The sequence below is a fragment of the Kocuria cellulosilytica genome (assembly GCF_040981245.1).
Lineage (GTDB): Bacteria > Actinomycetota > Actinomycetes > Actinomycetales > Micrococcaceae > Kocuria > Kocuria cellulosilytica.
Genome location: NZ_JAVFWZ010000002.1, coordinates 132,397 through 157,867 on the forward strand (window position 1 = coordinate 132,397; position 25,471 = coordinate 157,867).

At 74.0% G+C, this 25,471-nt stretch carries 19 protein-coding genes; 10 read left to right on the forward strand and 9 right to left on the reverse strand.

All coding sequences use genetic code 11. From position 1 onward, the window contains the following. Positions 1–106: 106 nt before the first annotated feature. The 5 genes from RCG67_RS03200 to RCG67_RS03220 all read left to right on the forward strand — a co-directional run bounded on the left by RCG67_RS03200 (position 107) and on the right by RCG67_RS03220 (position 5,882). Positions 107–1,570: an isochorismate synthase gene (locus RCG67_RS03200; protein ID WP_368824807.1), complete on the forward strand. Its 1,464-nt coding sequence runs from the start codon at positions 107–109 to the stop codon at positions 1,568–1,570. A 124-nt stretch (positions 1,571–1,694) separates the two neighbouring features. Beyond that, positions 1,695–2,540, forward strand: coding sequence for an ABC transporter substrate-binding protein (locus tag RCG67_RS03205; RefSeq protein ID WP_368824808.1), 846 nt, complete (start codon positions 1,695–1,697; stop codon positions 2,538–2,540). Between the two features lie 77 nt (positions 2,541–2,617). Next, a complete protein-coding gene (locus RCG67_RS03210) occupies positions 2,618–3,412 on the forward strand; it encodes an amino acid ABC transporter permease (protein ID WP_058872455.1) in 795 nt (264 codons plus the stop codon). Between the two features lie 10 nt (positions 3,413–3,422). Continuing rightward, positions 3,423–4,238 (forward strand): amino acid ABC transporter ATP-binding protein, encoded by an 816-nt coding sequence (locus tag RCG67_RS03215; protein WP_368824809.1) that lies wholly within the window; start codon positions 3,423–3,425, stop codon positions 4,236–4,238. A 258-nt stretch (positions 4,239–4,496) separates the two neighbouring features. Then, on the forward strand, positions 4,497–5,882 hold the full coding sequence (locus tag RCG67_RS03220) for an MFS transporter (RefSeq protein ID WP_368824810.1): 1,386 nt from the start codon (positions 4,497–4,499) through the stop codon (positions 5,880–5,882). A gap of 112 nt (positions 5,883–5,994) precedes the next feature. Here the strand turns inward: RCG67_RS03220 and menD are convergent, their stop codons facing one another. Further along, positions 5,995–7,761, reverse strand: a complete 1,767-nt coding sequence (gene menD / locus RCG67_RS03225; RefSeq protein WP_368824811.1) for a 2-succinyl-5-enolpyruvyl-6-hydroxy-3-cyclohexene-1-carboxylic-acid synthase — start codon at positions 7,759–7,761, stop codon at positions 5,995–5,997. A gap of 146 nt (positions 7,762–7,907) precedes the next feature. Beyond that, positions 7,908–10,106 carry a PhoX family protein gene (locus tag RCG67_RS03230; protein WP_368824812.1) on the reverse strand — a complete coding sequence of 733 codons (2,199 nt, stop codon included), beginning with the start codon at positions 10,104–10,106 and terminating at the stop codon, positions 7,908–7,910. Positions 10,107–10,487: 381 nt separating this feature from the next. On the opposite strand from RCG67_RS03230, the gene RCG67_RS03235 reads away from it, so the two are divergent. Next, entirely contained in the window at positions 10,488–10,892 is a 405-nt protein-coding gene (locus RCG67_RS03235; RefSeq protein ID WP_368824813.1) for a hypothetical protein, read from the forward strand. Here RCG67_RS03235 and RCG67_RS03240 read toward each other — a convergent pair. Further along, positions 10,883–11,890, reverse strand: a complete 1,008-nt coding sequence (locus RCG67_RS03240; RefSeq protein WP_368824814.1) for an o-succinylbenzoate synthase — start codon at positions 11,888–11,890, stop codon at positions 10,883–10,885. The two genes, RCG67_RS03235 and RCG67_RS03240, sit on opposite strands and share 10 nt — an antisense overlap. Positions 11,891–12,019: 129 nt before the next feature. On the opposite strand from RCG67_RS03240, the gene RCG67_RS03245 reads away from it, so the two are divergent. Continuing rightward, positions 12,020–12,868 (forward strand): phosphatase PAP2 family protein, encoded by an 849-nt coding sequence (locus tag RCG67_RS03245; RefSeq protein WP_368824815.1) that lies wholly within the window; start codon positions 12,020–12,022, stop codon positions 12,866–12,868. Here the strand turns inward: RCG67_RS03245 and RCG67_RS03250 are convergent. Beyond that, a complete protein-coding gene (locus tag RCG67_RS03250; protein WP_058872447.1) occupies positions 12,801–13,694 on the reverse strand; it encodes an MBL fold metallo-hydrolase in 894 nt (297 codons plus the stop codon). The genes RCG67_RS03245 and RCG67_RS03250 overlap by 68 nt on opposite strands. A 40-nt stretch (positions 13,695–13,734) precedes the next feature. Here RCG67_RS03250 and gluQRS point away from each other — a divergent pair, with 40 nt between their 5' ends. Continuing rightward, positions 13,735–14,736 carry a tRNA glutamyl-Q(34) synthetase GluQRS gene (gluQRS, locus tag RCG67_RS03255; RefSeq protein WP_368824816.1) on the forward strand — a complete coding sequence of 334 codons (1,002 nt, stop codon included), beginning with the start codon at positions 13,735–13,737 and terminating at the stop codon, positions 14,734–14,736. Here gluQRS and aceB read toward each other — a convergent pair. After that, the gene (gene aceB, locus RCG67_RS03260; RefSeq protein ID WP_424346458.1) at positions 14,658–16,331 is read right to left on the reverse strand and encodes a malate synthase A; all 1,674 of its coding nucleotides are present in this window, start codon (positions 16,329–16,331) and stop codon (positions 14,658–14,660) included. The genes gluQRS and aceB overlap by 79 nt on opposite strands. 138 nt (positions 16,332–16,469) lie before the next feature. Continuing rightward, positions 16,470–17,753, reverse strand: a complete 1,284-nt coding sequence (gene aceA, locus RCG67_RS03265; protein WP_058872445.1) for an isocitrate lyase — start codon at positions 17,751–17,753, stop codon at positions 16,470–16,472. Between the two features lie 163 nt (positions 17,754–17,916). On the opposite strand from aceA, the gene RCG67_RS03270 reads away from it, so the two are divergent. Together RCG67_RS03270 and putP are read left to right on the forward strand one after the other, a co-directional pair. Beyond that, positions 17,917–19,398 carry a helix-turn-helix domain-containing protein gene (locus RCG67_RS03270; RefSeq protein ID WP_058872444.1) on the forward strand — a complete coding sequence of 494 codons (1,482 nt, stop codon included), beginning with the start codon at positions 17,917–17,919 and terminating at the stop codon, positions 19,396–19,398. Positions 19,399–19,550: 152 nt separating this feature from the next. Then, positions 19,551–21,047 carry a sodium/proline symporter PutP gene (gene putP, locus RCG67_RS03275; protein ID WP_368824818.1) on the forward strand — a complete coding sequence of 499 codons (1,497 nt, stop codon included), beginning with the start codon at positions 19,551–19,553 and terminating at the stop codon, positions 21,045–21,047. Between the two features lie 102 nt (positions 21,048–21,149). Here the strand turns inward: putP and RCG67_RS03280 are convergent, their stop codons facing one another. From RCG67_RS03280 to RCG67_RS03290, 3 genes are all read right to left on the reverse strand, one after another. After that, positions 21,150–22,118 carry an L-lactate dehydrogenase gene (locus tag RCG67_RS03280; RefSeq protein WP_368824819.1) on the reverse strand — a complete coding sequence of 323 codons (969 nt, stop codon included), beginning with the start codon at positions 22,116–22,118 and terminating at the stop codon, positions 21,150–21,152. A 111-nt stretch (positions 22,119–22,229) separates the two neighbouring features. Beyond that, a complete protein-coding gene (locus RCG67_RS03285; protein ID WP_368824820.1) occupies positions 22,230–24,278 on the reverse strand; it encodes a penicillin-binding transpeptidase domain-containing protein in 2,049 nt (682 codons plus the stop codon). Between the two features lie 169 nt (positions 24,279–24,447). Next, positions 24,448–25,410 carry an HpcH/HpaI aldolase/citrate lyase family protein gene (locus RCG67_RS03290; RefSeq protein ID WP_368824821.1) on the reverse strand — a complete coding sequence of 321 codons (963 nt, stop codon included), beginning with the start codon at positions 25,408–25,410 and terminating at the stop codon, positions 24,448–24,450. Positions 25,411–25,471: the final 61 nt, after the last annotated feature.

Consider the following 25,471-nt stretch of genomic DNA (forward strand, 5'->3'; position numbering starts at 1 on the left):
CGCTCCGACGCCCCCGCCCGGCCCGTCCGCCGGACCCGCCCGCCGGGGCCGGCCCCGCGCCCGCCGGGCCCGGGGCTGTCCGGCGGGCGGCTTAGACTGGTGGGCGATGTCCTCCACCGACCCCGCCGCCGATCCCGCCGCCGCCCCCGCGGTCCCCGTGCTGCACGCCCTCACGGTGCCGCTGTCCGCGCTCGGCGCGGACCCCGCGGCCCTGCCGGACCTGCGGGAGCTGCTGGCGGGGCCGGAGCTGCTCACCTGGACGGTGGACGGGCGCGGCCTGGTGGCGTGGGGCCGGGCCGCCGAGCACACGGTGCGCGGCGCGGACCGGTTCACGGCCGCGCGCGTGTGGTGGGACGACGTCGCCGCCGCCGCCGTGGTCGAGGACCGGGTGCGCGTGCCCGGGACCGGGCTCGCCGCCTTCGGGGCGTTCACGTTCGCGACCAGCTCCGCCGTGGACTCCGGGCTCGTGGTCCCGGAGCTGCTCGTGGGGCGCCGCGGCGACGTCGCGTGGGCGAGCCTCGTGGTGGCCGTGGCCCCCGGGACGCCCTTCGCGCTGAGCGCCGACGACGTCGCGGCCGCGTGGCTGCGCCGAGCCGGCTCCCTTCCCGGCCGGGCGCCCGCCGCCGGCGATCGGCCCGCGGCCCCCGCCGTGGTCCGGCTGTCCCCGGGCACGCTGGGCGAGCACGAGTGGACGGAGGCGGTGCGCGAGGGCGTGGAGCGCATCCGCACGGGCGGGCTCGACAAGCTCGTCCTGGCCCGGGACGTCGTGGCGCGCACGGACGCCCCGCTGGACGCCGTGGCCGTGGTCCGGGACCTCGCCCGGCGCTACGAGCAGTGCTGGACGTACTGCGTGGGCCTCGGCGGGGACCCCTCCGGCGCGGGCCGGCTGATGGGGGCCACCCCCGAGATGCTGGTGCGGGTGCTGGACGGCGTCGCGCACGCCCGCGTGCTCGCGGGCACCCTGGACCGGGACGCCGCGCCCCCCGGGGAGGACCCGCACGACTACGCCGCGCGGGTGCTCGGGGAGTCGGAGAAGCAGCAGCACGAGCACGGGTTCGCGATCGACTCCCTCGAGGCGTCGCTGGCCCCCTACACCGACGCCGTCACGACCTCCCCGGAGCCGTTCATCCTCGAGCTGCCCAATGTGTGGCACCTGGCCTCGGACGTCACCGCCGCGCTGCGGCCGGGCCCGGCCGGGGACCCGCCGTCCTCCCTCGAGCTCGCCGAGGCCCTCCACCCCACCGCCGCCGTCTGCGGGACGCCCACGGCCGTGGCCGCCGCCACGATCCCGGAGCTGGAGCAGATGGACCGGGGACTGTACGCGGGCCCCGTCGGCTGGCTCGACGCGGCGGGCAACGGGGACTGGGGCATCGCCCTGCGCGGGGCGGTGCAGGAGGACGAGCGCACCGTGCGGCTCTACGCGGGGTGCGGCATCGTGGCCGCCTCCGACCCCGAGTCCGAGCTGGCCGAGACCTGGGCGAAGCTGCGGCCCATGCTCCAGGCCCTGGGGCAGCGGGCCGCCGGGGCGCCGGAGCGCCTCGTGCCCGCCCCCGGGCTGTCCGCCGGCTGAGCCGCCACGGGGATCGCACCGTATCCTGGTGCCCGAACACGGTCGGGGCCACCGCCCCGCAGGGCCGGCCCCGTGCCCGGCCCGACCGCGCCGACGACCACTGCTCCCACCGGAGGATCTCCGCATGCCCCGTCCGACCACCCGCCCGTCCCGCGCGCACGCCCTGGCGGCGCTGTCCGCCCTCGCCGCCCTGGCCCTGACCGCCTGCACGTCCGAGAGCTCCTCCGGGGACGCCGCGGACGGCGGCGGGCAGACCGCCGGGGCCACCTCGTCCTCGGCCGTGGCCCTGGTGGAGCCCGGGTTCCTCACCGTGTGCTCGGAGTCCAACTACCCGCCGTTCGAGATGGAGGAGGGCGGCGAGATGGTCGGCCTCGACATGGACCTCGGCCGGGAGATCGCGAAGGACCTCGGGGTGGAGATGAAGAACGTCACGCTCGCCTTCGAGTCGATCCAGTCCGGGGCGGCCCTCGAGACCGACCAGTGCGACGTCGCGATCTCCGCCCTGTCCATCACCGAGGAGCGGCAGACGGTGATGGACTTCTCCGACCCCTACTACGACAACGAGGTCGGCCTCGTGACCGACGGCGAGGACGGTGTCGACTCGATCGACGCCGCCCGCGAGGAGCAGGTGCGGGTCGGGGTCATGCAGGGCACGGTCGGCGAGACGCAGGCGCGGGAGCTCGGCCTGAACACCGTCCAGTTCGAGGACGCCACCACGCTGTTCACCGGGCTCAGCACCGGCAGCGTGGACGCGGTGCTCGACGACGTGACCGCGATCGCCCAGCACGCCCAGGACGACCCGGACTTCGTGGTCCAGGAGACCGCGGAGCTCGACGACCAGCTCGGCGTGGCCGTGGCCGAGGGCGACGAGGCGATGCTCCGGGCGGTCGACGCCACCCTGGACCGCATCGAGGAGGACGGCACGCTCGAGCGGATCGTCGAGACGTGGATCCCCGTCCAGGAGAACTGACCCGGGGGCCGGTGACCCGCACCCGGGACACCGGCCCCGACACCGTCCCACCCGTACCACCCAGAACGGACCCATCCATGGCCATGACCATGCACCAGAGAGCACGTCTCTCCCGCGGCGTCCAGTACGCCGTCCTGATCCTCCTCGCCCTCGCGCTGATCGCGATCGCGGACTGGCCGCTGCTGGTCGAGAAGGTGTTCAACCCGGCGATCGCGGCCCAGCAGTTCCCCGGCATCCTCGTCGTGGCGCTGAAGAACACCCTCATCTACACGTTCCTCGGCTTCGTGGTGGGCCTCACCGGCGGTGTGGTGCTCGCCCTCATGAAGCTCTCCTCCGTGGCGCCCTACCGGTGGCTGGCCACGCTCTACATCGAGTTCTTCCGCGGCGTGCCCGCCCTGCTGGTCTTCCTCGCCTTCGGCTACGGCATCCCGCTGGCCTTCGGCTTCCGCTTCAACCACTACGTCACGGTCATGATCGCCCTGGGCCTCGTGGCCGCAGCCTACATCGCCGAGTCGCTGCGCGCGGGCCTGCAGGCCGTGCCGAAGGGCCAGTACGAGGCCGCCCGCTCCCTGGGCATGTCCCACGCCCGGGCGATGGTCACCATCGTCATCCCGCAGGCCCTGCGGATCGTGCTGCCGCCGCTGACCAACGAGGTGATCCTGCTGACCAAGGACTCGTCGCTGGTCTACCTGCTGGGCATGGGCGTGGGCCAGTACGAGCTCACCAAGTACGGCCGCGAGGCCATCTCGAGCGCCGGCGCCGGCCTCACCCCGCTGGTGGTGGCGGGCGTCGCCTACCTCGTCATCACGGTGCCCCTGGGCATCCTGACCCGACGCTTCGAGTCCAAGACCGACCGCATGAAGAAGTCCTAGGAGCCTGACCGTGAGCACTGCATCCTCCCCCAGCCCGCAGCCCGGCCCCGCCGACGGCCTCGCCGGCGCCGCCTCCGTCGTGATCGAGGGCCTGCACAAGTCCTACGGCTCCCTCGAGGTGCTCAAGGGCATCTCCCTCAGCGTCGGCGCCGGCCAGGTGGTCTGCCTCATCGGCCCCTCGGGCTCCGGCAAGTCCACCCTGCTGCGCTGCGTCAACCTGCTCGAGACGCCCCAGCAGGGCCGGATCACGATCGGCGACTTCGACGTCACCGACCCCGAGGCCGACGTCGACCGGATGCGCCGGCACGTGGGCATGGTCTTCCAGCAGTTCAACCTCTTCCCGCACCTGAGCGTCCTCGAGAACTGCACCGTGGCCCAGCTCAAGGTGCTCAAGCGGGACAAGGCCGAGGCCGAGCGGATCGCCCGCGGCAACCTCGAGCGCGTGGGCCTGTCCGAGAAGGCCGGCAGCTACCCCGACCAGCTCTCCGGCGGGCAGCAGCAGCGCGTGGCCATCGCCCGGGCCCTGTCCATGGACCCGTCCCTGATGCTCTTCGACGAGCCGACCTCCGCCCTGGACCCCGAGACGGTGGGCGACGTCCTGGCCATCATGCGCGATCTCGCCGCCGAGGGCATGACGATGCTCGTGGTCACCCACGAGATGGAGTTCGCCCGCGACGTCGCCGACAAGGTCGTCTTCATGGACGGCGGCGTGGTCGTCGAGGAGGGCCCCGCCGCGCAGGTCATCGGCGAGCCGAAGGAGCCCCGCACCCAGTCCTTCCTCGCCCGCGTGCTCAACCCCACCCAGGTGCAGGCGCCGGAGCGGTGAGCACGGAGCACTGAGCACTGCGCAGCACGCCCCGGGCCCGTCGTCCTCGGACGACGGGCCCGGACTCATATCCGCAATCACTCGGGACGCTCCCACTGATATTCTCAGACACTGAATGCCCCCCTGGTGGATCCCTGGGTCTTTGCCTCATATGACCCGGATCACAGCTCTGTCAGGCTGGAGAGCACCAGGGGGAACGCTCTCGGCTCCTCCGCCTTCCTGCCTTGTCCACGCGCTGCCCAGAGAGGTCCGGGGAACATGACCCAACCACACATCGACATCGCGGAGAACCCGCAGCTCGAGCGGAGGACCGCCCGCTTCGTGGCGTTCGTGATCTGTCTCGCGCTGCTCTTCGACGGCTACGACCTCGTCGTCTACGGCGTGGTCCTGCCGGGCCTGCTCGCCGATCCCACGCAGATCGGCACCCTGGAGCCGGCGGTCGCCGGCCTGGTGGGCTCCTACGCCCTGATCGGCGTGCTCATCGGCTCGCTCATCTGCGGGGCCGTCGGCGACTTCTTCGGCCGGCGCCGGCTGCTGATCGCCGGGGTCGCCTGGTTCTCGATCGGCATGTTCGTCACCGCGCTCACCACGAGCGTGCTCGCCTTCGGCGCGATGCGCTTCCTCACGGGCATCGGCCTCGGCCTCGTGATCGCCACCGCCGGCGCCACCATGGCGGAGTTCGCCCCCGGCGGCCGCCGGCAGTTCTACAACGGCATCGTCTACTCCGGCATCCCGGCCGGCGGCGTGTTCGCCGCCGTCGTGGGCATCGCCCTCCTCTCCGACCTGGGCTGGCGCGGGCTGTTCATGATCGGCGCCCTCCCCCTCGTCCTGCTGGTCCCGCTCATGATCTGGAAGCTCCCCGAGTCCCCGCGCTGGCTGCTGGCCCGCGGCCACACCGAGCGGGCCGAGGCCGTCGCCCTCCGGACCGGGGTCCCGCTGATCGAGGAGCAGGTCATCCGGAAGGTCGGCGCGGCACCGCGCCGGACCGGCTACGCGGCCGTGTTCTCCAAGCAGTTCGCCCTGGCCTCGATCCTGCTGGGCTTCATGTCCTTCTGCGGTCTGCTGCTCACCTACGGGCTCAACACCTGGCTCGCCGTCATCATGAACGGCTACGGGCACAGCCTCAGCCCGCTGTACTTCGTCCTGGTGCTCAACGGGTCCGCCCTGGTCGGCGGTCTCCTGGCCTCCCGCTTCGCGGACCGCACCGGTCCGCAGCGGATGATCGCCACCACGTTCGCCCTGGCCGCGGTGGCCCTGATCCTCATGACGTTCAGCTTCCCGCTGCCGCTGCTGCTCGTCTTCATCGGCGTGGCCGGCGTGGGCACCATCGGCACCCAGGTCCTGGTCTACGGGTTCCAGTCGAACTACTACACCACCAACGCCCGGGCCGCCGGCGTGGCCTTCTGCGCCAGCATGGGCCGGTTCGGCGGGATCTTCGGCCCGATCATCGGCGGCTGGCTCGCCGCGGCGGGCTTCGGCGGCCCCCAGGCGTTCTACGTCTTCGCCGGTGTGGCCCTGCTCGGCGCGGTCGTCACCCTCGTGGTGCCCCACCAGCGCAAGCTGGAGGAGGCCGAGCACCAGGTGGAGGAGCTCGTCGAGCACCACGCCCCCGCCGGGCACCAGGCGCCCACCGTCCGCGGTTGAGCCGCGGCACCGCCTCCGGGCCCCGTCCCCCCTCCCGGGGGACGGGGCCCGTCCGCGTCCCCCGGTCCGGGGCGCGCTCCTCCGGACCCGGCAGCGGCCCGGCGCGAGCCCCTCAGCGCTCGCCGGCGGTCCGTGCGACGGACTGCGCGACGGACTGCGCGGCCGCCTGCCCGGCGGCCTGCGCGACTGCGGCGCGGATCGCGGCGTGGAGGTCCCGCAGGCCGCTCCGGTCCACCACGATCTCCAGGACCGATCGCCCGCGCACGGGCGCGGTGAGCGCCTGCTCGAGCTCGGCGAGGTCCTCCGCGCGCCGGTGGGCCACGCCGTAGCCGGCGCACAGCGCCTCGAGGCGGGCCTCGTGCGGGGTGCCGAAGAACCGCTCCACGACCGCCCGGTACTCCTCCTGCTCCCCCAGGGCGCCGTGCTCGAGGGTCGTGAAGATGCCTCCGCCGCCGTCGTTGACGACCACCAGCTGCAGGTCGGGCTCGCGCTCGCCGCGGCCCAGCAGCAGGGAGGAGACGTCGTGCAGGAACGTCAGGTCGCCCAGGAGGGCGCGGACCGGCCGGCCGGTGCCGAGGGCCGCGCCGGTGGCGGTGGCCACCGTCCCGTCGATCCCGGCGAGGCCCCGGTTGGCGAGCACGAGCGGGGACCCGGGGCCGGGCCGGGCGGCGAGGTCCAGGTCGCGCACCGGGTTGGAGGAGCCCGCCACGAGCACGGACCCGTCCCGCCGGCAGGCCTCCCACACGGCGGCGGCCACGGCCGGGCCCGTGGCCGCCGGTGTCCCGGCGGAGAGCAGCCGCACGACGGCCTCGTCCGCGGCAGCACCCGCCTGCCGCCAGGCGTCCGCCCAGCCGGGGGCGCCGCGGCCCGTGAAGGCCGCCGCCTCGGTCCAGCTCGTGAGCTCCCGCTCGCGGCGCCGCCCGGGCTCGAACCAGGCCACGGGCGCCGGCCGCACGGCCGCCGTGACGGCGTCCTCCCGGGCGAGCAGGGCCCCGACCGGGCGGGAGAGCGTGGGCCGGCCCACCAGCAGGACGCGCTCGATCCGCCGGCCCAGCGGGGAGTCCAGGAGCAGCCGGTAGGCCCCCACGGCGTGCGGGCCGCACCGCGCGTTCGACGACGGCTCCGCGAGCAGCGGCAGCCCGCACGCCGCGGCGAAGCGGGCCGCGGCGGGACCGGCGCCGTCCCCGGCGACCACCACGGAGCACGCCGTTCCCGCATCCGGCCGCGGCGCGCGGACGGGCCCGGCGGCCACGGCGGCCGGGCCCGGGTCCGGCCGGGCTCCCCGCCGGGACGCCAGCCGGGCCGCCCGGGCGGCGAGCTCCGGGCCGTCCTCCGGCCCCGGGTGCAGCGGCTCGCGCAGGGCCACGTTGAGCTGGACCGGCCCCGTGGGCCGGGACCCCTCCGGCCCACGGCCGGCCAGGGCGTCGAGGACTCCCGCGAGACGGGCCGGCACGTCGTCCTCCGGGAGGAGGTCCACGGCGGCACGCACGTGGTCGCCGAAGATCCCCGGCTGGCGGGTGGTCTGGTTGGCGCCGGTGCCCCGCAGCTCCGGCGGGCGGTCCGCGGAGAGCACCACGAGCGGCACCTCGGCGTGGTCGGCCTCCAGCACCGCGGGCAGCAGGTTGCCCACGGCCGTGCCGGAGGTGGTGAGCACCCCGGCGGGCCGGCCGGTGGCCCGGGCGATGCCGAGGGCGGTGAACGCCGCGCCCCGCTCGTCCACCCGCACGTGGACCTCGAGCGCCCCGGCGGCCTGGGCGGCCGCCGCGGCGTAGGCCAGCGGCGCGGACCGGGAGCCGGGGGCGACGACGAGGTGCCGCATCCCGGCGTCGACGAGCTCCTCCAGGACGGTGCGGGCGGTGTCGAGGGACGGTGTGGTCACAGGAGACCAGGGTAGTCCGGCAGGGCACCGCTCCCCGGCACGCCGCGGGGCGGACCGGGGAGCGGTGGGCCCCGAGGTCTCCGGAACGACGTCGGGGGCAGGACGCCGGGGACAGGGCTCGGGAGACAGGGCCCGGGAGGCAGGGCTCAGTAGGAGCGGGCCGCGGTCCTCGCCGCCGTCCTCGTCTCCGGGGTGGCCTTGCCCCTGTAGCCGCGGTAGCGGGGCCCGCGCTCGCCGTTCTTGCGGCGCTTGTGCTGGTTGCGGCCCCGGCCCGGCCCGTCGTGGATGGCACCGGGGAACTCGGGCTCCCCGCCCCGGCCCACGGCGAAGACCTGGGCCACGGACGGCCGCGGCAGGGACCACTCGCCCTCGCCCTGGCGGGTCTCCACCACGTAGTCCGGGAAGTAGGAGCGGGGCTCCTCGAAGGAGCCGTCCTCCCCCGGGTGCTGGACGTTGACGTACACCATCCGGTCGTCGTCGTGAACGACCGGGCCGCAGGTCTCCGCGTCCTGGGGCACCGCGAGGAACTGCTCGACGTTGCCGCGCTCGCGCCCGGACAGGCCCACCCTGAACAGCCCGTCGTTGTAGCCGATGGTCCCGGGGGCGCCGTCGGTGGAGACCCACAGGCCGCCCGCGGAGTCGAAGGCCAGGTTGTCCGGGCAGGAGATCGGGGACACCTGGTCCGCGGGGAACCCGGCGAAGTACGCCGAGGCGTTCTTCGAGGGGTCCCCGGCCACGATCAGCAGGTTCCAGTCGAACTCCAGCGCGGCGGCGAGGTTGTTCCGCTCGGTGAGCTCGAGCACGTGGCCGTCGCGGTTCTGGGTGCGCGGGTTGGCCTCGTCCGGGCCCGCCTTGCCCGGGGTGCCGCGGTTGGTGTTGTTGGTCAGCGCCACGTAGAGCTTGCCGGTGTGCGGGGAGGGCTCGACGTCCTCGGGCCGGTCCATCTTGGTGGCGCCGGCCCGGTCCGCGGCCAGGCGGGTGAACACCAGGACCTCCTCGACGGACATGCCGTCCACGGCCGACTCGCCGTCCACGACGAGCGGCAGCCACCGCCCGGAGCCGTCGAACGCGCCGTCGGAGGGCAGCCGGCCGGAGCCGTCGATCTCGGCCTCCGTGTCCCCGGTGAACTGCGCCACGTAGAGGTTGCCCTCGGAGAGCAGCGTCATGTTGTGGGCGCGGTCGCCCACGACGTACTTCTGGGCAGAGACGAACTTGTAGAGGTAGTCGAAGCGCTCGTCGTCGCCGGAGTAGGCCACCACGGTCCCGTCCCCGGCCACGCGCACGTTGGCGCCCTCGTGCTTGAAGCGGCCCAGGGCCGTGTGCTTGACGGGGGTGGAGGCCGGGTCCTGGGGGTCGATCTCCACGACCCAGCCGAAGCGGTGGGGCTCGTTCTCGTAGCCCGGCACGGTCGAGTCGAAGCGGGGGTCGACCTTGTGCCAGCGGCGGCTCGGGGCCTCGGCGGAGATCCCGTAGCGCTGCTGCTCGGGCGAGCCGTTGCCCTTGAAGTACTGGTTGAAGTTCTCCTCCCCGGACAGGACCGTGCCCCACGGGGTGGTGCCGCCGGCGCAGTTGTTCAGAGTACCCAGCACCAGCTCCCCGGCGGGGTCGGCCTGGGTCCTCAGCAGGTCGGAGCCCGCCGCGGGCCCGTCCACCCGGAAGGGGGTGCTCATCGTGATGCGCCGGTTCCGGGCGCCGCCGCGGACGTAGGACCAGGGCTTTCCCGCGCCGGCGCGGGTCAGGTCGACCACGGACATGCCGTGCGCGGCCAGGGCCACCCCGGCCACGCGCTGGAGGTCGTCCTGCTGCTCGGCCGGGAACATGAGGTTCTCGTTGGTGTACTCGTGGTTGCTCACGAGCACGGCCGTGCGCCCGCCCCGGTCGCGGAGGATGTCGAGGTAGTCGCAGTTGTAGCCGAACTGGCGCGCCTGGGCCTCGGGCGTCTGCGCATAGGGGTCGAACTCCGGGGAGTCCGCGAACAGCGGGTCGCCCCAGCGGATGATCGGGGACCAGTCGAAGCCCTCGGGGACCGTGAGGTCGTCCACGGTGTTCGGCACGGGGGAGATCGGGGCGAAGGACAGCCCGGAGCGGCCGCGGCCATGGGCCTGGGCGGCCTCGGGGACGGCCCCGGCGACGCCGACGGTCACGGCCGCCGCGGCGCCCAGGCCCAGGGCGGACCGGCGGGTCAGGGCGGCGCTCGCGATGTCGCGGAAATAGCCGTTGCCGGAGGTGTTGCACTCCGGGCCGGCGCAGGCGCTGCCGCACTTCAGCTGACAGGTGAGGGGGCTGCGCTTGCCACGGGTGTGGCCCAGCAGCGGGAGGAAGGTGCGCTTGGCGGTGTCGGTCATGGCTCCCCCAGGGAGGGTCGGGGCCGCGGCGGACCGCGGTCGGGGAACGGGTGCTCCGCCACTGCACCACCGCCCGGTGAGGGGGCGGGGGCTGCCGCACGAACCGCGGGTGAACGAGCGGTGACCGGCCGGGGACGGACCCCCTCCTGGTCAGTGCGTCCGTCCCTGGTGCGCGTTCACAGGAAGAAACAATGCGCCGGCCGATTCCGCCCCCGCCCCGGTTCTGGGATGCTCGTGCCGTCAGGCCGTCCCCATCCGTCCAGCGCCCCGGACCGTGACCGGGAACTCCGGAAGACCCCCCTCCTTCTGCCCCACCCGCCCACGGGCCGTGCCACCGTGGACGGACGCGGGCGGGCCGGACGCCGTCGAGGGAGGCGCGGAATGCACACGGAACCGGGGCCGGCACCGATCACCCCGCATGACCACTGGGAACCCGCTCACCGCCACGCGCACGGGCACCGGCGCGCGGCCGTGGACTGCCGGCACGTCCACCGCGCCTGGGACCTGCACCCGGGGGACTGCCTGCACGGGCGCGTCATCGCCTCCGTCCGCGGGGTGGTGGGCCTCGCCTGCAGTCCCGTGGCGGTCTTCTCCTTCACGGGCGACGACCCCGAGCACCCGGCCCAGACGCGGATCGGCGCCGCCCACCCCGACGTGGAGCTCGGCTGCGACGACGTCTGGCGCGCCGCCCGGGCGTGGGTCCGCCGCCACGGGCTGCGCGAGGGCGAGCCCGTGGACCTGGACCGGCTGCGGGCCGAGGTCCTGGGAGGCGCCGCTCAGCCCTGAGCCGCGACCAGGGCGTGCACCCGGCGCACCCGCTCCAGCCACCACCGGCGCCGGCCGGCGGGCACCGCGTGGCGCTCCAGCAGCGCGGGGTCCGGGACCGCGTCCCGCAGCTCGAGCATCCCGCCCACCGGCCGCAGCGGATCCCGCAGGACGTCCGCCCGCATGAGGGACACGGTCCCGAGCCCGCACGCGTACGGCAGCTCGGGCAGGGCGGCGGCGAGCGCGAGACCCGCCCGGATGCCCACCGAGGAGTCCAGGGCGGAGCTGACCACCGCGGGCAGCCCGGCCTGCCCGACCACCTCCAGGGCCCGGCGCACCCCGCCGAGCGGGGCCGCCTTGACCACGAGCAGGTCGGCGGCGCCCGCCCGGGCCACCGCCAGGGGATCGCTCTCCTTGCGCACGGACTCGTCCGCGGCCACCAGCACCGGCACGCCCCGGTCGGCGAGGCCCGCCCGGACGGCCGCGAGACCCTCGATCGTGGGCACCGGCTGCTCCGCGTACGCGAGCCCGTGCCGCCCCAGCCGCTCCAGGGCCTCGAGCGCCGTGGGCACGTCCCAGCCGCCGTTCGCGTCCACCCGCAGCTCCGCCTCCGGCAGCAGGGCCCGCACCGCCGCGACCCGGGCGTCGTCGTCCTCCGGGCCCTGGCCGCGCTCGGCGACCTTGACCTTGACCGCGCGCACACCGCCCCCGAAGCCGGCGAGCACGTCCGGGACGCGGGCCGCCGGCACGGCGGGCACGGTCGCGTTGACGGGCACGCGCGTGCGCCGGGGCGCCGGGAAGCCGTGCCACGCCGCGTCGGCGGCGGCGCGCAGCCACGCGCCGGACTCGGCGTCGCCGTACTCCGGGAACGGGCCGAACTCCCCCCACCCCGCGGGGCCGCGCAGGAGCACCGTCTCGCGCACGTCGATGCCGCGGAAGCGCACGCGCATCGGGAGGGCGACGACGTGCGCGTCCGCGAGCAGGTCGTCGAGCGGGGGCAGGTCCGCGGCAGGGAGCATGCCCCCAGCCTAGGGGGCGCTTCTCAGCCTGCTCCGATGCGTGCGTGGAAGAATGAGGGCTCCGCGGGTGCCGGCACGGCCGTGGCCGTGCCGGCACCCGCACGCCCCGCCCCACCGCCCAGGAGCTCGATGACCACCACCGCCCGCCGCCCCGTTCCCACCGTCCTGCAGGTCCTGGGCCACCTGTTCGGCGCCGCCGCCGCGTGGGCGGCGGCGGCGCTGGTCGGGGTCGTGGCCCTGACCACGGCGACCGGGCAGTGGCTCGACGAACTGGCCCTGCGCCAGGCGAACCACGCCTTCCCGGACCTGTCCGACCGTGTCGGCCAGCTGCTCGACGCGGTCCCGTGGGCGGTGGGCGCGGTCTCGGCCCTGTGCCTCGCGGTCCTGGCCGTGCGCTCCCGGCGCCTCGCCCCGGCCGTGGTCGGGGCGGCGGTCGTCCTGCTCTCCAACCTGACGGTCCAGCTGCTCAAGCGGGTGCTGCTGGAGAAGCCCGACCTCGGGATCCAGGAGGCCGCCGTCAACTCCTTCCCGTCCGGGCACACGGCCGCCGCGGCCGCCGCCGTGGCGGTGGTGCTGCTCGCGGCGCCCGCCCCGTCCCGGCCGTTCGTCGCGCTCCTCGGGGCGGGGGCCATGACCGCGACCGGGGTGGCCACGCTGCTGAACGGCTGGCACCGGCCCTCGGACGTGGTGGCGGCGCTGCTGGTCGTGGCGGGCTGGGCGGCCCTGGGCGGCCTGGTGCTGCGGCTGACCGGGCCCGTGGAGCGTCCGGCGCCGGGCGGGGGCCTGACCGTCCTGCTGGCCGTCCTCGGCGCGGGATCGATCCTGGCCGGCCTGCTGCCGCTCTGGGCGGCCCTGCGCGTCCCGGGCGGCGGCTGGGCCGCGGTCGCGGCGTGCGCGGCGATCCTGGGCGTCAGTCTGCTGGCGGCTGCGGCGCTGACAGCGCTGCAAGCTCCTCGGTCGCGGCGTCCTCGGCCCTGATCCGCTCGAGCCGGTCCAGCAGGATCCGTGCCGCCCCCGCGTTGTAGGGCAGGCGGAACATCGAGGCGGTCACGGGGCGCATGCCGTCGGGCTGCGCCGCCGCGGCCTCGCTCGCGTCCACCCGGTCGATCGCCGTGCGCATGAGCCGGGCCTGCTGGAGCACGTAGCCGCGCTCCACGGGGTTGCCGTGGCCGGGGACGAAGACCTGGTACCGGTCGAGGGCGGCCAGGTTCTCGAGGGCCGAGGCCCAGCCCCGCGGGTAGGAGTCGTCGAAGCTGGGGTCGGCGCCCTGCTCCACGAGGTCCCCGGTGAACACGACGTCGTCGACGCCCACGCAGAGGTCGTTGTCGGTGTGGCCCGGCCCGAAGGAGAAGAGCACGGCCGCGCGCTCCCCCAGGTCCACCCGGGTGAGGGCGGGGCGCCGGCCCGTGCCCGGCAGGTGCCGGTTGGGCACGACGAGACGGGTGTCCGGTCCCTCGGCGGCGGCCATCTCGGGCTCGTGGATGCCCACGAACGAGCGCTGGAAGTCCCCGTGCGCCTCGATCGCCGCCGCGCAGCCGCGGTGGGCCCAGAAGTCCTCGGCCCCGGCGCGCTGGAACACGGCGTTGCCCAGGAAGTGGTCGTAGTGGGCGTGGGTGTTCACGACCGTCAGCGGCAGGCCCGTGAGCGAGCGGACGGCCCCCAGGATCTCCCGGGCCTGGCGCGGGCCCGCTCCCGTGTCGATCACGAGGGCGCGCCGGGTCCCGAGCACGACGCCGGAGTTGAGCCTCCAGTTGTCCGTGCTCACGGCGAAGACGCCGTCGCGGATTTCGTTGATGCGCGCCACTCGACCAGGGTACCGACCGCCGCTGGCTATCCTGGCACCCATGACCACTTCCGCCTCGGACCGTGCGGTCGGAGGCGCCGGCCGCTATGCTCCCTCGCCCTCGGGGGACCTCCACCTCGGCAATCTCCGCACGGCGCTGCTCGCGTGGGCCCTCGCGCGCTCGACGGGCCGGCGCTTCGTCCTGCGCGTCGAGGACATCGACCGGGTGCGGCCGGGGTCGGCCGAGCGGCAGCTGGCGGACCTCGCCCGGCTGGGCCTCGACTGGGACGGCCCGCCGCTGCTGCAGTCCTCGCGGGAGGCCGAGCACCGGGCCGTGGTGGAGCGGCTCACCGCGGCGGGGCGCACCTACGAGTGCTTCTGCACCCGCCGGGAGATCCAGGCGGCCGCGAGCGCGCCGCACGGGGCGCCGGGCGCCTATCCGGGCACGTGCCGGGACCTCGGCGACGCCGAGCGGGCACGGCGCCGGCAGGAGCGTCCTCCTGCGGTGCGGCTGCGCGCGGACGTGCGCTCCCGCACGGTCGTGGACCGCTGGGCCGGGGCGTACACCGGGCTCGTCGACGACTTCGTGCTGCTGCGCAACGACGGCCGCCCCGCCTACAACCTCGCGGTGGTCCTGGACGACGCCCACCAGGGCGTGGACCAGGTGGTCCGGGGCGACGACCTGCTGCCCTCCACCCCCCGGCAGGCGTACCTCGCCTCGGTGCTCGGGCTGGACGAGCCGGAGTGGGTGCACGTCCCGCTCGTGCTCAACGCGCACGGGCAGCGCCTCGCCAAGCGCGACGGCGCCGTGACCCTCGCCGAGCTCGCGGCGGCGGGTCACGGCGCCGAGGAGGTGCTGGCCTGGACGGCCGCGTCGCTGCGCCTCCCGGGCCCGGTCCGGACGGCCCGGGACGTCCTCGCCGTCCTCGACGAGGACCTCCTGCCCCGGGAGCCCTGGGTCGTGGACCCGGCCCGGTGGACCGCTCAGGAGCGCGCGGACGCGGAGGCCTCGGCCTCCTCCGGGGCGTGCGGGTCCTCGGGCTCGGCCAGGAAGCGCTCGTAGGCGGGGGTGGTCAGGAAGGCGGGGTAGTCGTCGCCCAGGGCCACCTCCTCGAAGATGGAGCGGGCGTCGTCGAACCGGTCGCCCTCGGCGCGCTCGATCCGCGCGAACTCCTCCTCCATCAGCTCCTGGACCCAGTCCCGGGTGATCTCCTCGCCCTCGTCGGTGATGGCCCGGGTGTTCACCCACTGCCAGATCTGCGAGCGGGAGATCTCAGCGGTCGCGGCGTCCTCCATGAGGTTGTGGATGCCCACCGCGCCGTTGCCGCGCAGCCACGCCTCGATGTAGCGGATCCCCACCTCGATGTTGTTGCGGATCCCCTCCTCGGTGATCTTCCCCTCGGCGGAGGCGATGTCGATGAGCGCCTTGTCGTCGGGCACCACGTCCTCGCGGAGCCGGTCCAGCTGGTTGGGCTTCTCGCCGAGCACCTCGTCGAAGACCTCGCGGCACACCGGCACCAGGTCCGGGTGGGCCACCCACGACCCGTCGAAGCCGTCGTTCGCCTCACGGGTCTTGTCCGCCCGCACCTTCTCGATCGCGGTGCGGTTGACCTCCTCGTCCCGGCGCGAGGGGATGAACGCGGCCATCCCGCCGATGGCCATCGCCCCGCGGCGGTGGCAGGCCCGCACGAGCTGCTCGGTGTAGGCCCGCATGAACGGCTGCGTCATGGTCACGGCGTTGCGGTCCGGGAGGATGAAGCGGGGTCCGCGGGTCCGGAAGTTCTTGATGATCGAGAAGATGTAGTCCCAGCGCCCGGCGTTGAGCCCCGCGGCGTGCTCGCCGAGCTCGTACAGGATCTCCTCCATCTCGAAGGCCGCGGTGATCGTCTCGATGAGGACGGTGGCGCGGATGGTGCCGCGGTCCGCCCCGAGCATGGACTCCGCACGGCTGAAGATGTCGTGCCACAGCCGCGCCTCCTGGTGGGACTCGGTCTTGGGCAGGTAGAAGTACGGGCCCAGCCCGAGCTTCTTGAGCCGGCGGGCGTTGTGGAAGAAGTACAGGCCGAAGTCCACGATGGCGCCCGCGATGGGCTCGTCCCGCACGGACAGGTGCTTCTCCTCGAAGTGCCAGCCGCGGGGCCGCACCACGACGGTCGGGTTGGACCGGGCGTCCTTGTTCTTCAGCGTGTACTTCTTGCCGTCCGGGTTGGTGAACTCGATGGTCCCCTCGAGCGCGTCGATGAGGTTGAGCTGGTTGGTGACCACGTTGGTCCAGTGCGGGGTGTTGGCGTCCTCCATGTCCGCGAGCCACACCTTCGCCCCGGAGTTGAGGGCGTTGATGGTCATCTTGCGCTCGGTGGGGCCGGTGATCTCCACGCGGCGGTCCTCGAGCCCGGGCGGGGGCGGCGGCACGCGCCAGGAGTCGTCCTCGCGGATCCGCCGCGTCTCCGGCAGGAAGGCGGGGTCGGTGCCGCGGGCGATCGCCTTGCGCCGCTCCTCGCGCGCGGCCAGCAGCTCGCGGCGGCGGGGCTCGAACTCGCGGTGCAGGGCCGCCAGGAAGCCGAGCGCGTCGGGGGTGAGCACACTGTTCTGCCGGGGGACGTGGTGACCGGTCAGGGTCACGCCGTTGATCGTCACGGGATTGCTGGTCATGGTCATCATGGCTGGTTCCTCGCCTGAAGAGTGTCCTGGGGAAGATCGGGTGGGGCGGCTCCGGTGCGGATCGGAGCGGGTCGTCGTCGGATGCGGTGCGGCCGGGGACCCTGTCGGGCCCCCGGCCGGTCGCCGCCGCTCAGCTCAGAACTGGGCGGTCTCGGTGGAGCCGGCCAGCGCCGTGGTGGAGGACTCCGGGTTGAGGACGGTGGAGACCAGGTCGAAGTAGCCGGTGCCGACCTCGCGCTGGTGCCGGGTGGCGGTGTAGCCGCGCTCCTCGGCCGCGAACTCCCGCTCCTGCAGCTCCACGTAGGCCGTCATCTGGTTGCGGGCGTAGCCGTGGGCCAGGTCGAACATCGAGTAGTTCAGGGCGTGGAAGCCGGCCAGGGTGATGAACTGGAACTTGAAGCCCATCGCGCCCAGCTCCCGCTGGAACTTCGCGATCGTGGCGTCGTCCAGGTGCTTCTTCCAGTTGAAGGACGGCGAGCAGTTGTAGGCGAGCATCTGGTCGGGGTGCTCCGCGTGGATGCCCTCGGCGAACTTCTTGGCGAGCTCGAGGTCCGGGGTGCCGGTCTCCATCCACAGCAGGTCGGCGTACGGGGCGTACGCGTTGCCGCGGGCGATGCAGGCCTCGAGGCCGTTGCGGACCTTGTAGTAGCCCTCCGCGGTGCGCTCCCCGGTGACGAACGGCTTGTCGCGGTCGTCGACGTCCGAGGTGATCAGGGTGGCCGCCTCCGCGTCGGTGCGGGCGATGATCAGCGAGGGGACGTCGGCGACGTCGGCCGCGAGCCGGGCCGCGCTGAGGGTGCGGACGTGCTGCTGGGTGGGGATGAGCACCTTGCCGCCCAGGTGGCCGCACTTCTTCTCGGAGGCCAGCTGGTCCTCCCAGTGCACCCCGGCCGCGCCGGCGGCGATCATGGACTTCATGAGCTCGTAGGCGTTGAGCGGGCCGCCGAAGCCGGCCTCGGCGTCGGCCACGATCGGGACCAGCCAGTCCTCGACGGTCCTCGTGCCCTCGGAGTGCTCGATCTGGTCGGCGCGCATCAGCGCGTTGTTGATCCGCCGCACGACCGCCGGGACGGAGTTCGCGGGGTAGATCGACTGGTCGGGGTAGGTCTGGCCCGCGAGGTTCGCGTCGCCGGCGACCTGCCAGCCGGAGAGGTAGATGGCCTTGAGGCCGGCCTTCACCTGCTGGACCGCCTGGTTGCCGGTCAGGGCGCCGAGGGAGTTGACGAAGTCCTCGGTGTGCAGCTTCTCCCACAGCTGCTCGGCGCCGCGGCGGGCCAGGGTCATCTCCTCCTGCACCGTGCCGCGCAGGCGGACGACCTCCTCCGCCGTGTACTCGCGGGTGATCTGCGCCCAGCGGGGATCGGCGTCCCACTCCTGGCGGATCTCGTCGGCGGTCTTGGGGGCGTTGGGGTAGGACATGTCGGCTCCTCGTTGAGTGGTCCGTGGACGGGTGCTCGTCGGCTTGTGGGTCACCGGGAAGTTCGCTCTCCCGCGGTGACACATCCCACTTTGCCCCAGTTCGGACCGGGTGAACCCCACATTTCTTCGTGAACTTTCGTCGTTTTTCACGTAGGGTGAAGAAATGACGACCAGCGCCTGGGGCTACGAGGAACCGACGTCGGCCGAGCAGTCCGGCACCACCGACCTGATCGGTCTCGGCCGGCGCATCCGGGCGCTGCGCAAGGACCGGGGGCTGACGCTCGCGGAGCTCGCGGACCGGGCCGGCACCGCCACGTCGCAGCTGTCCGTGATCGAGAACGGGCGGCGCGAGCCCCGGCTCAGCCTGCTGCAGCGCCTCGCCGAGGTCCTGGGCACGAGCGTGGACGCCCTGCTCGGGGCCGAGCCCGGGAACCGTCGCGAGGCGCTCGAGATCCAGCTCGAGCGCGCCCAGCGCTCCCCGTTCTACGAGCAGCTGGGGCTGCCGACCGTCCGCGTCAGCTCCGCCCTGTCCACCGAGGTGCTCGAGGCCCTCGTGGGCCTGCAGGAGCGGCTGGCGGAGGCCCTCGAGAAGAACTCGGCCACCCCGGAGGAGGCCCGCCGGGCCAACGTGCAGCTGCGCCGGCTCATGCGGGAGCAGGACAACTACTTCCCCGACCTGGAGCAGGCCGCCAAGGAGCTGCTGACGCTGGGCGGCTACTCCTCGGGCCCCGTGTCCAACTCCGTGATCTCCGAGATGGTGGGCCGGCTCGGCTACAGCATCCACCACGTCACCGACCTGCCGCACTCGACGCGCTCGGTGACCGACCTGCTCAACCGGCGGATCTACCTCGTGCAGAGCCCGCGGGCGGACCACGACCCCCGCGCGGTGCTGCTCCAGGCCGTGGGCCACCAGGTGCTGGGCCACGAGCCCCCGAAGGACTACGCCGAGTTCCTCGCCCAGCGGGTGCAGAGCAACTACTTCGCGGCCGCGGTGATGCTGCCGGAGGACAAGACCGTCCCGTTCCTGCTCGAGGCCAAGCGGAACCGGGACCTGTTCCTGGAGGACCTCAAGGACCGCTTCGCCGTCTCGCACGAGACGGCGGGGCACCGCTTCACGAACCTGGCGACCCGCCACCTGGGCATCCGGACCCACTTCCACAAGGTGCACTCGTCCGGGGTGATCCACAAGGCCTACGAGAACAACGGCCTGGCGTTCCCCACGGACCACACCGGCGCGATCGAGGGCCAGATCTCGTGCCGCAAGTGGTCCGGGCGCACCGTGTTCGACCAGCCCAACCAGTTCACGGCGTTCGCCCAGTACACGGACACCCCCTCCGGCACGTACTGGTGCTCCACGCGCACGGAGCTCTCGGGCCAGGGCGCGTTCTCGATCGGCGTGGGCGTCGCCTTCACCGACGCCCGCTGGTTCCGCGGCCGCGACACCCCGCACCGCACCGTGTCGACGTGCCCCGACCCCTCGTGCTGCCGGCGTCCGCCCGAGGAGCTCAGCCGCGTGTGGGCCGGGCACGCCTGGCCCAACACCCGGGCGCACTCGCACGTGCTGGCCGCCCTCCCGGAGGGGGCCTTCCCGGGCGTCGACGAGCGCGAGGTCTACGAGTTCCTGCAGGCGCACGACGACGCCTGAGCGGGCCGCCCGCCGTGCCGGCGCCCCGACGCCTATACCCGTAGTGGCTGGCCACTGCCTCGGAGCGGGCGTAAAGTCCTGTGGGACCTTTGTTCCACCCACCCCCCTGGACGCTGCGCTCCACCGGGCCGGCTCCGGGCGGAAAGGACACCATGACCCAAGAGATATCCCAGACGATCGCGATCGTCATCTATTTCGCCGCCATGATCGGCATCGGCCTCTACGCCAACAGCAGGACGAAGAACCTCGACGACTACATGCTCGGCGGGCGCAACCTCAAGCCCGGCGTCGCCGCGCTCAGCGCCGGCGCCTCCGACATGTCCGGCTGGCTGCTCCTGGGCCTGCCGGGCGCGGTCTTCCTCTCCGGCCTGGTCGAGGCCTGGATCGCGATCGGCCTGATCATCGGCGCGTGGGTCAACTGGAAGTTCATCGCGCCCCGGCTGCGCTCCTACACCGAGGTCTCGCACAACTCGATCACGATCCCGTCCTTCCTGGACAACCGGCTCAAGAGCGGGTCCCGGCTGCTGCGCATCGTCTCCGGTCTCATCATCCTGGTGTTCTTCACGTTCTACGTCTCCTCCGGCATGGTCGCCGGCGGGCTGTTCTTCCAGTCGTCCTTCGGCTCCACGTACCACGCCGGCCTGCTCCTGGTCGTGGGCGTGACCATCGCCTACACGCTCTTCGGCGGCTTCCTGGGCGCGACCTACACCGACGTGGCACAGGGCATCCTCATGTTCATCGCCCTGATCATGGTCCCGGTCGTCGGGATCATCAACGTCGGCGGCTTCGGGCAGATGGCGGAGAACATCACCGCGGTGGACCCGGACGCCCTCTCGCTCGTGCGCGGCGCCACCGTGATCGGCGTCGTCTCGGCCCTGGCGTGGGGTCTCGGCTACTTCGGCCAGCCGCACATCATCGTCCGCTTCATGGCCATGCGCTCCCCCTCCGACGCCAAGACCGGCCGCCGGATCGGGCTGACCTGGATGGTGCTGAGCGTCATCGGCGCGGTCGCCACCGCCCTGGTCGGACTGGCCTACTACGGCAACCGCCCCGACGAGAGCCCGACCGATCCCGAGTCCGTGTTCCTGGACCTCGCGCAGGTCTTCTTCCACCCCGTCGTCGCGGGCTTCGTCCTGGCGGCCGTGCTCGCGGCGATCATGTCCACGGTCTCCTCCCAGCTCATCGTCTCCTCCTCCGCCCTGGTGGAGGACCTGTACAAGCTGACCGTCAAGCAGTCCCCGTCCGAGCGCAAGCAGGTGTGGATGGGCCGCGCGGGCGTGGCCGCCGTCGCCGTCGTGGCGACGTTCCTGGCCTGGGAGCAGAACAACACGATCCTCGGCCTCGTGGCCTTCGCGTGGGCCGGCTTCGGCGCCTCGTTCGGCCCGGTCGTGATCCTCTCCCTGTTCTGGCGCAAGCTCACGAACCTGGGCGCGATCACCGGCATGGTCCTGGGCGCGGTCACCGTGTTCGTGTGGACCGTGACCCCGTGGGCCGACCTCTACGAGATCATCCCCGGCTTCGTCGTGGGCCTCGTCTCCGCCATGCTGGTCTCGAAGGCCACCTACCGGCGCGACGAGGAGGTCGAGCGCGAGTTCGACGACGCCGTGCGCCTCACCCACGCGGCGCAGGACGAGATGGCCAACCGCTGACCTCTCGCTGCCCGCGCGCCGGGGCCCGTTCCGCACGTCGGAACGGGCCCCGGTGCCGTTCGCGGGCCGGCCTCCCGCCCAGGGCCCGCGGCTGCTCGCGGCTCAGTACCCGATCGAGGCCAGCGTGGCCCGGATCACCTCGGCGGAGCGGTGCAGCATCGCCAGCTCCTGCTCGTCCATGGGCACGACCAGCCGTTCCACGACGCCCCGCCGGGCGACGACCGACGGCACGGACAGGGCGACCCCGCTGATCCCCCGGTAGTCGTCGAGGACCGTGGACACCGGCAGCACGGCGTGCTCGTCCCGCAGCACGGCCTCGGCCACGCGCGCCCCGGCCAGGCCGATCGCGTAGTTGGTGGCGCCCTTGCCCTGGATCACCGTGTACGCCGCGTTGATCGTGCGGTGCGTGATCTCGTCGAGCCGGTCGTCGGTGAAGGGGCGGCGCCCCTCGACCGTCCACTCGCGCAGCGGGATCTGCCCGATGTTCGCGTTCGACCACAGGGGGAACTCGGTGTCCCCGTGCTCGCCGACGATCGTGGCGTGCACGCTCGTGGTGGACACCCCGCCCTCCTCGGCCAGCAGCCACCGCAGCCGGGAGGTGTCCAGCACGGTCCCGGAGGACATCACCTGCTCCGGGGGCAGCCCGGTGAGCTTCTGCGCGATCACCGTGAGCACGTCGCACGGATTGGTCACCAGGACGTACACGGCCTCGGGCGCCTGCTCCACCAGGCGCGGCATCAGCCCCTCGAGGATCGCCGCGTTGGCGCCCGCCAGCTCCATCCGGGTCTGGCCGGGCCGCTGCTTGGCCCCGGCGGTCACGAAGACCACGTCCGAGCCGGCCAGCACCGCGACGTCGTCGGAGCCGGTCACCCGGGAGCTGGGGGTGAACAAAGCCCCGTGGGCCAGGTCCAGGCCCTCGGCGCGGACCCGGTCCCCGGCGAGGTCGTAGAGGGCCACCTCCTGGGCGACGCCCTTGATGAGGGCCGCGTAGGCCAGGGACGAGCCGACGGACCCGGCGCCGACCACGCCGATCTTGGTCCTCGCGGGGGTGGTGGGCACGGTCTCGGGCACGAGGGGCTCCTGACGGTCTCGGCGGTCCGCGGCGGCGGACGGTGTCCTCCCATCCTGGGCCAGCGGCGCCGGTCGCGGAAGGGGGACGCCGGCGCCTCGCCCCGGCGTCCCTCAGCCGGCGCGGGACGCGGAGGCCGCCGCGGCCAGGAAGTCGCGCATGATGGGGCCGCCGGTGACCGAGCCCAGGTCCCCGTCCTCCACGAAGACCGCCACGGCGAGGTCCTCGTGCTCGGCGATCACCCAGGAGTGGGTCCGGGGCGGGTCCTCCTCGCCGAACTCGGCCGTGCCGGTCTTGCCGATCGCGGTGTCCGGCTCGAGCTCCTGGAGCACGCCCAGGTGCCCGGAGGAGACGACGGCCCGCATCATGGTGCGCAGCTGCTCCGCCTCCTCGGCGGTCAGGGGCTCCTGCGGGCCGGATCCGGCAGCGGCCGTGCTGGTGGCGCCGGGGGCGTCGTCCTGGGCCAGGCCCTCGGTGCTGACCAGCCGGGGGGTGACCAGCTGCCCGGCGGCCACCGAGGCGGTGAGCCGGGCCATGCTCAGCGGGGACACGAGCGTGCGGCCCTGCCCGAACATCGCCGCGGCGTGCTGGGCGGGCGGCTCGTCCTGCGGGATCTCGCCCCAGAACGCGGGCACGGCCGACTCGGCGGGCACGCCGATCCCGAGCGCGGCCGCGGCCTCGGCGAGGTCCGCCTGGCCGATCCGCTCGTGCTGGTCCACGAAGGTGGTGTTGCAGGAGTGGGCGAGGGCCTCGGTGAGGGTGATCGAGCCGGTGAACTCGTCCGGATAGGACTCGACGTTGTCGATCCGCACGCCCGCCGCGGTCGTGGACGGCGGGCACGGCACCTCCGTCCCGGGGGTGTCGCCCTCCCGGAGCATCCCCAGGGCCGTGACGACCTTGAAGGTGGAGCCGGGGGCGTACCGGCCCAGCAGCGCGGTGGAGTAGCCCTCCGAGCCCGGCCCGTTGGCCGAGGCGACGAGCTCGCCCGTGGAGGGCCGGACCGCCACGACCGCGGACGGGGACTCGATCCCGGCCAGCAGCTCCTCCGCGGTGGCCTGGAGCCCGCGGTCCAGGGTCACCACGACCGGCTCCCCGGCCTGCGGCGGCACCTCGAACAGCGGCTCGCCGGCGGCCGGCCGCACGCCGTCGGCACCGGACCCGGGCTCCTCCCCGGACCTCCCCCCGGTCTCCGTCACGATCTCCTCCACGACGACGCCGGGCGTGCCGCGCAGCCGCTCGTCGAAGCGCTCCTGGACTCCCCCGTGGCCGATCGCCGTCCCGGGGGCGAGCTCCCCGCCGGAGTCCGTCACGTCCTCGGCCGTCGCCTCGCCCACGCCGCCCAGGAGGTCGGCGGCGAAGCCGCGGGACGGGGCCAGCGGCATCTCGTCCTCGACCGCGAGCAGCCCCGGGACCGCCTCCAGCCGCCGGGCGTCCAGCTCCCGGAAGTCCTCCTCGCGCAGCGGCAGGGCCTCGACGAACGCCTCGGGCCCGGCCTGCTCGACGGCCTCGGCGTAGGCGTCGGCGTCGAGGTCCACGACCTCGGCGAGCCGGCGCGCGGCCTCGCCGGGGTCCGCCCCCGCCAGCCGCGACCGGTCGATGCCGACCCGCCGGACGGGCCGCTCCGTCACCAGCGTCTCGCCGCCCGCCCCGAGGATGTCCCCGCGGTCCGCGTCCACCGTCCGGGCGCGCAGGGCCTCCCCCTCCTCCAGTCCCGGCCGCACCACGGCCGGGGACCACTCGGGGACCCACTCGCCGGACCCGCTCCGGACCAGCGGGAGGACGGAGTCGTAGGACCAGTCCTGCTCCGTTCCGGGGAGGTCCCAGGACCAGGAGAGGGTGGCCTCGCGCCGCCCCTCCTCCTCCGTGTCCTCGACCGCGGCGACCTCGACGGCCGGGGCGGCCTCGCCGAGCCGGGCGACCGCCTGCTCGTACTGCTCCTGGGCGGACGCGCCGCCGACGTCGCCGAAGGACAGCTCCGCGACGCTGCCCGCGCTCAGGGCCGCGGCGACCTGCTCGGCGGACTCCCGGCCGTCGTCGGGGCCGAGCACCGAGCAGCCGGTCGCGAGGAGGACGGCGGAGAGGACGGCCGGGGCCGCCGTGCCCGGCCGCCGGCGGTGCGGCTGGGACGCCGGGGGCTGCGGGGCGGGGCGTGGAGTCTGCACGCCCTCAATGTAGTCCGGCCCGCCCGGGCGGCACAGGCCGGAATGGGGCCGGGCACGGAAGAACCGGTGGGCGCCGTGTCTGCACGGCGCCCACCGGTCCGTCGGACGCGGCGGGAGGGGATGCGCTCCCGCGCGAGGCGGGGCCGGGAACCGGCCCCTCACCACCGGATCAGCAGTGGTACGTGTCGGTCGGCGCCTCGAAGTGGACGTCGTAGCCCTCGGGGATGCTCAGGCCGAAGGCGCCGGCCAGGCCCAGGATCTTCTTCGCGCGGGCGAGCCGGGGCAGGTCCGAGCCGTTGCGGATCTCCCCGCCGTCGGCGTCGAACTCCTGGAGGAACTCCGTGGCCCAGGACAGCTCGGACAGGGACGGGCTCAGGCCCTCGTTGACCGTGGCGGTCTGCTCGGGCATCAGGCACAGCTTGCCCGTCATGCCGAACTCCAGGGTCACGGACGTGGCCTCGGCCAGCTTGGGCCCGAGCGCCCCGACGGCGGGCCCGTCGATGGGCCCGGGCAGGTTGGCGGCCCGGGAGGCGATGGTGAACTGCGAGCGCGTGTAGGCCAGCGTCATGGGGTTCTCGCCGAAGCCCGTGTCGCGCCGGAAGTCGCCCAGGCCGAAGCCGAGGCGGTACGTGGAGCGGGCGCCGGCGATGGCCTGCAGGTGCTGCACGCCGCGGGCCGTCTCGACGAGCGCGACGATCTTCGTGTCCTTGAGCAGCTCCGCGGTGCGGGTGACGTGCTCCGGGGACTCGACCATGGCCAGCATGACGCCGTCGAGGCCGCGGACCCCGGCGAGGGCCCGGAGGTCCTCCTCCCACCACTGGGTGCCGAAGCCGTTGACCCGCACCCACGCGTGGTGCTGCTCGCCGTTCTCGTCCTGGGCGTCCAGCCAGCTGATGACGTTGCGGCGGGCCCGCTCCTTGTCCTTGGGCGCCACGGAGTCCTCGATGTCCAGGACCACGACGTCGGCCGCGCTCGCCCGGGCCGCCGCGAACCGCTCGGCCTGGGCGCCGTTGACGAGCAGCCAGGAGCGGGCGAGCTCCGGGCCGACCGCGGGAACGGCGGCCTGGGGAACCAGCGGCAGGGACGAGGTGGTCGGGGTCGTCGACGAGGTCTCGATCGAGGTGGCAGTCATGAGGGCGTACCCGTTCTCCGTGAGGTGCAGCGTGCTGCGGTGCAAGAGCGTGCCGGGGCAC

What these genes read in the sequence shown, in the direction of transcription:
- RCG67_RS03200 (WP_368824807.1), top strand. Translation starts at nt 107, where the DNA reads ATGTCCTCCACCGACCCCGCCGCCGATCCCGCCGCCGCCCCCGCGGTC.
- RCG67_RS03205 (WP_368824808.1), top strand. Translation starts at nt 1,695, where the DNA reads ATGCCCCGTCCGACCACCCGCCCGTCCCGCGCGCACGCCCTGGCGGCG.
- RCG67_RS03210 (WP_058872455.1), top strand. Translation starts at nt 2,618, where the DNA reads ATGGCCATGACCATGCACCAGAGAGCACGTCTCTCCCGCGGCGTCCAG.
- RCG67_RS03220 (WP_368824810.1), top strand. Translation starts at nt 4,497, where the DNA reads ATGACCCAACCACACATCGACATCGCGGAGAACCCGCAGCTCGAGCGG.
- RCG67_RS03230 (WP_368824812.1), bottom strand. Translation starts at nt 10,106, where the DNA reads ATGACCGACACCGCCAAGCGCACCTTCCTCCCGCTGCTGGGCCACACC.
- RCG67_RS03235 (WP_368824813.1), top strand. Translation starts at nt 10,488, where the DNA reads ATGCACACGGAACCGGGGCCGGCACCGATCACCCCGCATGACCACTGG.
- RCG67_RS03240 (WP_368824814.1), bottom strand. Translation starts at nt 11,890, where the DNA reads ATGCTCCCTGCCGCGGACCTGCCCCCGCTCGACGACCTGCTCGCGGAC.
- RCG67_RS03245 (WP_368824815.1), top strand. Translation starts at nt 12,020, where the DNA reads ATGACCACCACCGCCCGCCGCCCCGTTCCCACCGTCCTGCAGGTCCTG.
- gluQRS (WP_368824816.1), top strand. Translation starts at nt 13,735, where the DNA reads ATGACCACTTCCGCCTCGGACCGTGCGGTCGGAGGCGCCGGCCGCTAT.
- aceB (WP_424346458.1), bottom strand. Translation starts at nt 16,331, where the DNA reads ATGACCATGACCAGCAATCCCGTGACGATCAACGGCGTGACCCTGACC.
- aceA (WP_058872445.1), bottom strand. Translation starts at nt 17,753, where the DNA reads ATGTCCTACCCCAACGCCCCCAAGACCGCCGACGAGATCCGCCAGGAG.
- RCG67_RS03270 (WP_058872444.1), top strand. Translation starts at nt 17,917, where the DNA reads ATGACGACCAGCGCCTGGGGCTACGAGGAACCGACGTCGGCCGAGCAG.
- putP (WP_368824818.1), top strand. Translation starts at nt 19,551, where the DNA reads ATGACCCAAGAGATATCCCAGACGATCGCGATCGTCATCTATTTCGCC.
- RCG67_RS03290 (WP_368824821.1), bottom strand. Translation starts at nt 25,410, where the DNA reads ATGACTGCCACCTCGATCGAGACCTCGTCGACGACCCCGACCACCTCG.